General features: G+C 59.7%; 11 protein-coding genes. 9 read left to right on the top strand and 2 right to left on the bottom strand.

Annotation, left to right across the window (positions count from 1 at the left end; all coding sequences use genetic code 11):
- Positions 1-557 (top strand): EF-Tu C-terminal domain-related protein (locus ACR0IP_RS10890; protein ID WP_480525478.1); only part of this gene is annotated, 557 nt, incomplete at its 5' end.
- 229 nt (positions 558-786) lie between these two features.
- A complete protein-coding gene (locus ACR0IP_RS10885; protein ID WP_480525476.1) occupies positions 787-1728 on the top strand; it encodes a lipid A-modifier LpxR family protein in 942 nt (313 codons plus the stop codon).
- Positions 1729-1764: 36 nt separating this feature from the next.
- Here the strand turns inward: ACR0IP_RS10885 and rpe are convergent, their stop codons facing one another.
- The gene (rpe, locus tag ACR0IP_RS10880; RefSeq protein WP_170719618.1) at positions 1765-2454 is read right to left on the bottom strand and encodes a ribulose-phosphate 3-epimerase; all 690 of its coding nucleotides are present in this window, start codon (positions 2452-2454) and stop codon (positions 1765-1767) included.
- Between the two features lie 169 nt (positions 2455-2623).
- On the opposite strand from rpe, the gene phnC reads away from it, so the two are divergent.
- The 5 genes from phnC (at position 2624) to ACR0IP_RS10855 (ending at position 7351) form a co-directional block, all read left to right on the top strand.
- Positions 2624-3445 (top strand): phosphonate ABC transporter ATP-binding protein, encoded by an 822-nt coding sequence (phnC, locus tag ACR0IP_RS10875; protein ID WP_170377510.1) that lies wholly within the window; start codon positions 2624-2626, stop codon positions 3443-3445.
- Between the two features lie 69 nt (positions 3446-3514).
- The gene (phnD, locus tag ACR0IP_RS10870; RefSeq protein ID WP_170377512.1) at positions 3515-4417 is read left to right on the top strand and encodes a phosphonate ABC transporter substrate-binding protein; all 903 of its coding nucleotides are present in this window, start codon (positions 3515-3517) and stop codon (positions 4415-4417) included.
- 66 nt (positions 4418-4483) lie between these two features.
- Positions 4484-5365 carry a phosphonate ABC transporter, permease protein PhnE gene (gene phnE / locus ACR0IP_RS10865; RefSeq protein WP_170640666.1) on the top strand — a complete coding sequence of 294 codons (882 nt, stop codon included), beginning with the start codon at positions 4484-4486 and terminating at the stop codon, positions 5363-5365.
- Positions 5362-6720, top strand: a complete 1359-nt coding sequence (gene phnE / locus ACR0IP_RS10860) for a phosphonate ABC transporter, permease protein PhnE (RefSeq protein ID WP_480525474.1) — start codon at positions 5362-5364, stop codon at positions 6718-6720. The genes phnE (ACR0IP_RS10865) and phnE (ACR0IP_RS10860) overlap by 4 nt, the downstream gene beginning before the upstream one ends.
- A 16-nt stretch (positions 6721-6736) precedes the next feature.
- Entirely contained in the window at positions 6737-7351 is a 615-nt protein-coding gene (locus ACR0IP_RS10855; protein ID WP_170639162.1) for an LbetaH domain-containing protein, read from the top strand.
- Between the two features lie 140 nt (positions 7352-7491).
- On the opposite strand, the gene phnF is transcribed toward ACR0IP_RS10855, so the two are convergent.
- A complete protein-coding gene (gene phnF / locus ACR0IP_RS10850; RefSeq protein WP_170377520.1) occupies positions 7492-8202 on the bottom strand; it encodes a phosphonate metabolism transcriptional regulator PhnF in 711 nt (236 codons plus the stop codon).
- Positions 8203-8305: 103 nt separating this feature from the next.
- Here phnF and phnG point away from each other — a divergent pair, with 103 nt between their 5' ends.
- Together phnG and phnH are read left to right on the top strand one after the other, a co-directional pair.
- Complete coding sequence (phnG, locus tag ACR0IP_RS10845; protein ID WP_480525471.1) at positions 8306-8764, top strand: phosphonate C-P lyase system protein PhnG; 459 nt, start codon at positions 8306-8308, stop codon at positions 8762-8764.
- Positions 8764-9339, top strand: coding sequence for a phosphonate C-P lyase system protein PhnH (phnH, locus tag ACR0IP_RS10840; protein WP_170377522.1), 576 nt, complete (start codon positions 8764-8766; stop codon positions 9337-9339). Before phnG ends, phnH begins: the two co-directional genes overlap by 1 nt.
- Positions 9340-9341: the final 2 nt, after the last annotated feature.

The following is a 9341-nucleotide window of genomic DNA, read 5'->3' as shown; positions in this document are numbered from 1 at the left end:
CGTTCCTGATGCCGATCGAAGACGTGTTCTCGATCTCGGGTCGTGGTACCGTTGTGACCGGCCGTGTTGAGCGTGGCGTGATCAACGTTGGTGACGAGATTGAAATCGTCGGCATCCGCGACACTTCGAAAACCACCTGCACCGGCGTTGAAATGTTCCGCAAGCTGCTGGACCGCGGTGAAGCGGGCGACAACATCGGCGCGCTGCTGCGTGGTGTTGACCGTGACGGCGTTGAGCGTGGCCAGGTTCTGTGTAAGCCGGGTTCGGTTACACCGCACACCAAGTTCGAAGCCGAAGCCTACATCCTGACCAAGGAAGAAGGCGGTCGTCACACTCCGTTCTTCGCGAACTACCGTCCTCAGTTCTACTTCCGTACAACTGACGTGACCGGCACCGTGACCCTGGCGGAAGGCACCGAGATGGTCATGCCTGGCGACAACGTGTCGTTCGGCGTTGAGCTGATCGCCCCGATCGCGATGGAGCAGGGTCTGCGCTTCGCGATCCGCGAAGGCGGCCGCACCGTCGGCGCCGGCGTTGTGTCGAAAATCACTGAATAAGTCGCGCAAGCGAATGATCAGACGGAAAGGGCGTCCCTCGGGACGCCCTTTTTCGTTTGTTGCAGCTATGATCCCGATGTTTCTCAGGGCGTTGGAGATGTTGCCTTTTGGCCGCGACTTACTGCACTCGCGCACGAAAATATTGTTGAAATCAAAACCTTTTCTTACGGTCCTTGAAAACGTATCGCGCCTGATGAACGGCTGAGCGTGAAGAGGGAAGGGGACGGCAATGAAGATATTCTGGGCACTTATCTTCATCTGTGTTCCGCAGTTTCTGCTCGCGCAATCCTTGTCTCCCACGCCCCAACAAACAGAGCCAACAAAGCGAGAGCTGATCGGGTTCGGTTGGATGTTCACGGATGATCTGATTGGTGATGATCACGACCGTTGGCAGACATCGTCTCTGAACCTGTCGTGGATTCTGGCGCGGGGCTGGAGCGGGGAACTGCCAGAAACCTTTGGGGACGTGATCGAGATTCGGGCGTACACGCAGATGATATCTCCCGAGGATCTGGTTACGCCAAACCCGCAGGACAGACAGTATGCCGGGATCCTGTCGCTTGGTGCGTATACGCATTTTCAAAGACGTAGTGCGCAGTTCACTGTTGGCGCTGAATTGGTGGCCGTAGGGCCGCAAACGGGCGTGGACAGCCTGCAGACCGAATTTCACAAGCTGATCGGAAGCACGCCACCGTCGCGGGCGGTCCTGGATGAGCAGATTTCCAATGATTTTTATCCCACCGTAGTCGCGGAATTCGGGCGAGAGTGGGATTGGGGCCGAAACACGCGCGTCCGCCCGTTTGCCTCTGTGCGGGCCGGGGACGAAAATCTCGCCCGCGTCGGAATGGACGTGACTTTCGGACAGGTGGGGCGGTCAGAGCTACTGATCCGCGACAAGATCACCGGGCAGCGCTATCGCTCTATGCGGACAGGGCCAAAGGGTGTCAGCGGCGTGTTCGGGTTTGATGCAGCCTATGTAGCCGACAGCGCATATATCCCGAATTCCGGGGAGGTCAGCCTTAAGCACGAACGGTATCGTGCGCGCCTTGGTCTGAACTGGGAGGCCAAATACGGAACTCTGTTCTACGGCGCGACCTATCTAAGTGAAGAATTCAACCAACAACCTGAAGGGCAGGTTGTTGGATCATTGAGTTTCAAGATCTCGTTCTGACCTTTTGCGGCTGAGATACAGCGGCGGCCAGTAACATTATTTCAATGCAGATTCCGCAGCCGCCCGAACCGAAGCGATATTCGCACCATAGACCTCAGGCTTGTCGACAGACCCGCCCTTGAACACGGCCGATCCCGCGACCAGCACATCCGCGCCTGCTGCTGCGACCAGCGGGGCTGTGTTTGGGTCAACACCGCCGTCAATCTCGATATGCACCGGGCGGTCTCCGATCATCTCGCGGAGCTTGCGGACTTTGGTGGTCATGTCGATGAACTTTTGGCCTCCGAAGCCCGGGTTCACTGTCATGACGCAGACCAGATCGGTGAGGTCCAGCAGATGTTCGACCGCCTCGGCCGGGGTGCCGGGGTTCAGGGCGACGCCGGCTTTCATGCCAGCGGCCCGGATGGCCTGCAGGGTGCGGTGTGTATGCGGACCGGCCTCGACATGCGCGGTCAGGATATCGGCGCCTGCATCGGCATAGGCCTGGATATAAGGATCGACCGGCGTGATCATCAGATGCACATCCATCACCGTTTTTACATGGGGACGGAACGCTTTGACCGCCGGCGGGCCGAAGGTCAGGTTTGGCACGAAATGGCCATCCATGACGTCCACATGGACCCAATCGGCACCCTGCGCCTCGATAGCCTGAATTTCAGCTCCGAAATTGGCAAAATCGGCGGACAGGATCGACGGAGCGATCTTGATGGAACGGTCAAAGCTCATGGCGGGCCTCATGCAGGAAACTGGTGTTGCGGGCGCGTATAGCGGGGAATGAGCCTGAAGGGTAGGCCCTATGGTACGGGCTGCGGTGTTTACAAAACTTTCACTGAACCGACACATATCCGTTGAGTGCAATCCGTAGCTACCCGCCAACACGAATTGGGGGTGGCACGTGCTGCACATCAAAAAATTGACCAAACGCTTCGGCGAGAATGTCGCAGTGGATACCGCAACGCTGGACGTGGACAAGCCATGCATGATCGGCATCATCGGTCGATCGGGTGCGGGTAAATCGACGCTGTTGCGCATGATCAACCGTCTGACGGATGCCAGCGATGGCGAGATCCTGTTTCAAGGCCGCGACGTGACTCAGTTGAAGGGTCGTGAAAAGCGCGCCTGGCAGGCCGATTGTGCGATGATCTTCCAGCAGTTCAACCTCGTGCCCCGGTTGGACGTGGTGTCGAACGTGTTGCACGGGACGCTGAACCGCCACTCGACCCTGGCTACGATGTTCAATCTGTTCCCGATGGATGAGGTCCACCGCGCTATCGACATCCTCGATCGTCTGGGCATCGCGGAACATGCGCCCAAGAGGGCCGAGGCGCTTTCGGGTGGTCAGCAGCAGCGCGTGGCCATTGCCCGCGCCCTGATGCAGGACCCCAAGATCATTCTGGCCGATGAACCGATTGCCTCGCTGGACCCGATGAATGCTCAGGTGGTGATGCAGACCCTGCGCCGCATCCACGAAGAGGACGGCCGCACCGTCATTGCCAACCTGCACACGCTGGATACTGCGCGCCGCTATTGCGACCGCGTGGTGGGTATGCGCGACGGGCGTATCGTCTTTGACGGTCTGCCCGAACAACTGACCACAGGTGTCGCCCGCGAGATCTATGGCGCCGATGCCAGCTTCTCGGAAGAGGCAACCTCAACCGAGATCGAAACCCTCGACGCCACACAAAAGGCCCTGATGGAAGCCGAAGCGACCGTCTGAGCCACCCCTACCCCTTTCATCGCCCGGCCCGATGAGAGGTCGGGAACATCAAACTGGAGAGAGAGACAGATGAAAAAACTAGTTGCTGCCCTTGTTGCGACCACTGCCATGGCCGCGCCTGTAATGGCTCAGGAGATTTCCGAGCTGCGTATCGGTATTCTGGGCGGTGAGAACGCTCAGGACCGTCTGAACAACAACGAATGCCTGCGCGTCTACACCGAAGAGGCTCTGGGCGTTCCGGCCAAGCTGTTTGCCCCTGCCGACTATAACGGTGTGATCCAGGGTCTGCTGGGCGGCACCATTGACGTAGCCTGGCTGGGCGCGTCGGGTTACGCGAAAACCTACCTTTCCGACCCCGAAGCGGTTGAGCCGGTTCTGGTCAAGGTCAACACCGATGGCGGCTACGGCTATCACTCGATCGGTTTTGCCCGCAAAGACAGCGGCATCACCTCGTTGGAAGACATGAAAGGCAAGACCTTTGGCTTCGGCGATCCCAATTCGACCTCGGGCTACCTGATCCCGTCGATTGAAATCCCTGCCGCAACGGGCGCGACCATGGATTCGGGCGACTATTTCGGTGAAGTGAAGTTCACCGGCGGTCACGAGCAGACCATCGTTGCCGTGAACAACGGCGACGTTGATGGCGGTGTGACCTGGGCCGACGGTCTGGGCGAATGGGAAGACGGCTACCAGTCGGGTGCTCTGCGCCGCGCGGTGGACGCCGGTCTGATCGACATGAACGATCTGGTGCAGATCTGGAAATCCGAGCCGATCCCGGAAGGTCCGGTTGTTGTCCGCAAGGCGCTGCCTGCCGACGTCAAAGCCAAAGTGACCGAGCTTTGGGACACGCTTTCGGAAAAAGACCGCGATTGCTTCTACGGTGTGGCTGCGGGCGAAGCCAAAAGCTTTGATCCGATCACCCACGACGCCTACGAAATCATCATCGAAGCGCGCAAGCTGAAGTCCAACTAAACCTGTCTCTTCTATTCGCGGGGTCCGGTTAAATGCCGGACCCCGTTTTCCACTCAGGAGCATTCCATGACTGACCTTTCGGCAGGGTCCTATAGCGTCGATCAGATCCGCGACGACTATACCGCGATGACGCGGCGCAAACGGGTCTATGGTGGTATTCTCCTGATCCTGTTCGTCGCCCTGATGGCGGCGGGCTTCCGCACGGCTGATGAGCGCAATGCAGGCAGTTTCACAGATGGCTGGCATCGGATTCTGGACTACCCGTCCGAGGTTCTGTCCGAGGCGTGGGAAAAGATCGCCGAGATGCCGGCCAATCTGGTCGAATTCTTCCCGGCCCTGATCGAGACGATCAACATTGCCGCCGCCTCGACCCTGATCGGGACGATTGCGGGCACGTTTCTGGCCCTGATGGCGACGCGGGGCATGGCGCTTTGGCCCTCGTTGATACCGCTGTTCCGTCGGATCTCAGACATCTGCCGCGCGATCCCGGAAATCGTGATTGCTCTGGTTTTGATCTTCATTCTCGGTGGAGGGCCAGTGCCCGCGATGATCGCCATTGCCATCCACACGGCTGGCGCTTTGGGCAAGCTGTTCTCTGAGGTGAATGAAAACGCCTCTCTGAAACCGGTTGAGGGGTTGCAGTCCGTCGGGGCCAACTGGTCACAGCGCATGTATCTGGGCGTGATTCCTCAGGTTGGCCCGAACTATGTCAGCTACGCTTTGCTGCGGTTCGAAATCAACATCCGCGCCTCGGCCATCCTTGGTTTTGTCGGTGCCGGTGGCCTGGGCTACGAGCTGCGCAACGCCATGTCCTGGGGGCAAGGCCGCTACGATGAGGCTGCGGCCATCTTCATCCTTCTCTTCGTTACTATTGTGGTCGTTGATCAGATCTCGGGCTATCTGCGCGACCGCCTGACCCACGGGTCGGAAAAAGGAGCCTCGGTATGAGTACCTTTGCCACCGATTTGTCGATTGACGACCTGAAGGCCGAAGCGGACCGCCTGTTCAGCCGCAAGCGCATCGTGAATTTTGGGCTGCCGGGGCTGGTTGCCCTTTATCTGATCTACGTATTCTTCGCCTTCGACGTTCCGGGCCTGACCGAGCGGGCCAACTGGGAAAACGGCAAGACACTGGTGGCGGACAGCTACAGCTACAAGACCCATATCGAACGCGATAACCGCACTGGTGAGGTCTCTGCCGCGATCGAGGGTGAGCGCAAGGGAAGCTATCCCGACGGCACCGCGCCCGATTGGGTCGCGCTGGGTGAGACCACGGTGATTGATCTGGAAGACGGTCATGTGGTGCGTTTCGGCCCCGAGACGGTCGAATACGACATCCCCGGCTATGGCACCGTGCGCGCAACCCCCAGCCGGTCGACCGGTGTGCAGGCCGAACTTCCTGCCGGAGAGGTTCCGGACTGGATCAATGTCTCCAAGAACCGTCTGGCCATCAAAACCGATGCAGGCCGTCTTACTGTCACCCGCAACCGGTCCGAGGTGTTCCGCTACTTCACCGGGTGGGAGCTGTTCTGGTTCACGCTCGACAGCCCCTACTACGGCAAGTCCTTCCCCGAGCTTGTGAGCCTCGCAGCATCTGGTGAGGCAGGCGCGATCCTGAATGACTTCTGGACCAACAAGATGTGGCGGCACCAGGACGTGGCTTGGGCGATTTTCGAGACGATCCTGATGGCGTTCCTCGGCACGCTGGGCGCGGGTATGATTGCTCTGCCCTTGGCCTTCCTCGCGACGCGGAACTTCAACCCGCTGCGCTCGGTCCGCTTTGCAACGCGGCGCGTGTTTGACTTTGTACGAGGCGTGGATGCGTTGATCTGGACCGTGGTTCTGGCGCGTGCTTTTGGCCCGGGACCGCTGACAGGGGCCCTGGCCATTCTGGTGACCGATACCGGAACCTTCGGCAAGATCTTCTCCGAGGCGCTGGAGAATGTCGACAACAAGCAGATCGAAGGCGTCCAGTCGACCGGGGCCAATGCGCCGCAACGCTACCGCTTTGGGGTGATCCCGCAGATCACTCCGGTTCTGCTCAGCCAGCTTCTTTATTTCCTCGAATCCAACACCCGCAGCGCGACAGTGATTGGCGCGATCACCGGTGGCGGGATTGGTCTGTTGCTGACGCAGGCGATCATCACGCAGAAAGACTGGGAAGAAGTCGCCTATTACATCGTTCTCATCATTCTGATGGTGATGCTGATGGATTGGTTCTCGGGCTGGTTGCGCAAGCGTCTGATTCAGGGCGAGGCCGGCAAAAAGCGCAAGCCGCGCGGTGCGGCCAAGCTGCAGTCCTGAGCGTATGGGGAATACGATGACGCGCCTGCGCTCTGATCAGCCTTTCATTCATCCGGACTGCCAGATCTCGGGCAGCAGTTTTGGTGCCTATGTCGAGATCGGCGCCGGGACTCGGGTCGCCAATTCGCGGTTCGGCGACTACTCCTATTGCGACCGAACCTGTGACATTGCCAATGCCGAGATCGGCAAATTCGCCAATATCGCCAGCTTCACCCGGATCGGCGCGACGGATCACCCGATGGAGAAAACCTCATTGCATCATTTTCTGTATCGCTCAGCGGATTATTGGGAGGATGCCGAAGACGATGCCGAATGGTTTGCCTATCGTGCCGGGAGACAGGCGTCGATTGGTCATGACACTTGGATCGGCCACGCGGCGATCATCAAGCCCGAGGTGACGATCGGGCACGGGGCGGTTGTGGCGTCCGGCGCGATCGTCACCAAGGATGTCGCCCCCTACACGATCGTTGCCGGGGTAACCGCGCAACCGATCCGCCGCCGCTTTTCCGAACACGTGTCAGAGAGGCTACTGGCCCTGGCGTGGTGGGATTGGAGCCACGACAGATTGCGCGACGTGCTGCCGGATTTCCGCGCGTTGCACATTGAGGCGTTTCTGGAGAAATACGCGTAACCCTCCCGCGCCCGCATGTGCATCGGCTACGCCGATACCCATTGGCGGCCTTGGGTCCAGCGCCGCGCTTTGCGCGGCGCAACCCCCAACGGGATGAGGCCTCCGGCAGGAGGCTGAAGACGGACGGCAGCGCCCCCTTGTCAGGTCTCGTTCAGCGTCAAGGTTACGCGCTCACCGGCGAAAACGGTTTTTCCATACTCGACTGGCTGCCCATCTGGGGCCGCATTGATCCCAAGCGAATGCAGGATCGGCGCGCCTTCGTTGAGGTTCAGGTTCAGCGCCTGCGTCGCCGTTGCCGCGCGGGCCGTCAGCCGTGTGGACGTTCGTACAAAATCCTCAATTCCGCAAAGCTGAAGCGCCTTGGTGACGGATTGGGTTTCGGTTAGGTGGGTGAGAATGTCGGGCAGTCTGAGCGCTGGAAAGACGCTTTGAAACAGCGCAATGGGCTGACCATCTGCCAAAGATAATCCGTCATAGACGTGAACCGGATCGCCGGGCTGCAAAGCCAGTGCCTCGGCTTCGGCCTCATCCGCAGCGCGGGTGGTCAGGGACAGGATACGCTTGCCCGGTATCTTGCCGCTGGCGGAAATGCTCTTGTGATAACGAACTCGTTTGCCGATCGGATAATCCGTTGGTCGCGCGGTGACAAAGACACCCGCCCCGCGTCGAGGCTGAACCAACCCTTGCTCCGCCAGCTCGGCCAATGCGCGCCTGACGGTGTGCCGATTGACGCCGTGTGTTGCCGCCAGTTGCGCCTCGGTCGGCAGGCGGTCACCGGTGCCAAAGCGCCCCTCGGCGATATCCGAGGTCAGGCTGAGTGCGATGCTTTTCCAGATCGGTGTTTTGCTCATGTCATCAAAACTTCACGGTCTCATGGATTGCCTGGAAGGCGGATGCAGGTTAATATTTGTCTAGTTGTATAGGTCAAGTAGACAACCGCGACAAGGGCTTTCGATGACAGAACAGATGAAAAGCAACGGGATCACGCGTCAGGAGTGGATGGGCCTGCTGGCCCGCGCCCCCGAGGATGCGATGATGCCGCTTTGGGACAGGGTGGCGGATCGTCCATCGTTCAAATGGCTGCGCAGCCCCGAGATTGGCGGCGTGATGGTGCGCGGTCGTGCGGGCGCCATTGGCGCTCCGTTCAATCTGGGAGAAATGACGGTCACGCGCTGTTCACTGGCTTTGGAGGATGGCACCGTGGGCCATGGCTACGTCCAGGGCCGTTCCAAGCCCAAGGCTGAGGCCGCCGCACTGATTGATGCTCTGATGCAGACCGAGGCAGCGGATCGTCTGACCGAGCTGGTGATCACTCCGCTCAAGACCCAAATGCAGGATACCCGCAAGGCGCGTGCGGCAAAAGCGGCGGCCACCAAGGTCGAGTTCTTCACGCTGGTCCGGGGAGAGGACTGATGAACGCACAAACGCACTTCTCAGGTGGATTTCAGGACGCCTCGCGCGATGCCGCGCACGCGTTTCGAGCCGCGATGACCGTGATGGCGCGACCCGGAGAAATCAGAACGCTAGTCGGGGCGGAACCTCCGGCACCGCTATCGGTTGCGGCAGGTACTCTGCTGCTGACTCTGTGCGATGCGGATACAGGGGTTTATCTGGCGGGCGCGGCAGATACGCCGGACATGCGTCAATGGCTCGGGTTTCATACAGGTGCTCCAATCGTCGAGGCGTCGAAAGCGGATTTCGCCGTGGGCCGCTGGCCTGAACTGATGCCTTTGAACGACTACAGGATCGGCACGTCCGAATATCCCGACCGCTCGGCCACTTTGATTGTTGAGAGTGATGCACTCGCGCCTAAGGGCGCGGTTCTGAGCGGGCCTGGGATCAAGACCACGGCACGTCTGTCGCTGCCGGATATCGCGGCGCTGCAGGGCAACGCGATGCTCTATCCGTTGGGCTGTGACTTCTTCTTCACCTGCGGGGATCAGGTCGCAGCCTTGCCGCGCAGCACGCAGATCAAGGCCGAGGGATAACC

It is taken from the genome of Ruegeria sp. AL11 (genome assembly GCF_056540865.1).
Note: the sequence above shows the minus strand (reverse complement) of the source record. Positions and strands in the feature narration are given on the sequence as shown.

Coding starts and splice junctions, on each gene's coding strand:
- ACR0IP_RS10885 (WP_480525476.1), top strand. CDS start 787: ATGAAGATATTCTGGGCACTTATCTTCATCTGTGTTCCGCAGTTTCTG.
- rpe (WP_170719618.1), bottom strand. CDS start 2,454: ATGAGCTTTGACCGTTCCATCAAGATCGCTCCGTCGATCCTGTCCGCC.
- phnD (WP_170377512.1), top strand. CDS start 3,515: ATGAAAAAACTAGTTGCTGCCCTTGTTGCGACCACTGCCATGGCCGCG.
- phnE (WP_170640666.1), top strand. CDS start 4,484: ATGACTGACCTTTCGGCAGGGTCCTATAGCGTCGATCAGATCCGCGAC.
- phnE (WP_480525474.1), top strand. CDS start 5,362: ATGAGTACCTTTGCCACCGATTTGTCGATTGACGACCTGAAGGCCGAA.
- ACR0IP_RS10855 (WP_170639162.1), top strand. CDS start 6,737: ATGACGCGCCTGCGCTCTGATCAGCCTTTCATTCATCCGGACTGCCAG.
- phnF (WP_170377520.1), bottom strand. CDS start 8,202: ATGAGCAAAACACCGATCTGGAAAAGCATCGCACTCAGCCTGACCTCG.
- phnG (WP_480525471.1), top strand. CDS start 8,306: ATGACAGAACAGATGAAAAGCAACGGGATCACGCGTCAGGAGTGGATG.
- phnH (WP_170377522.1), top strand. CDS start 8,764: ATGAACGCACAAACGCACTTCTCAGGTGGATTTCAGGACGCCTCGCGC.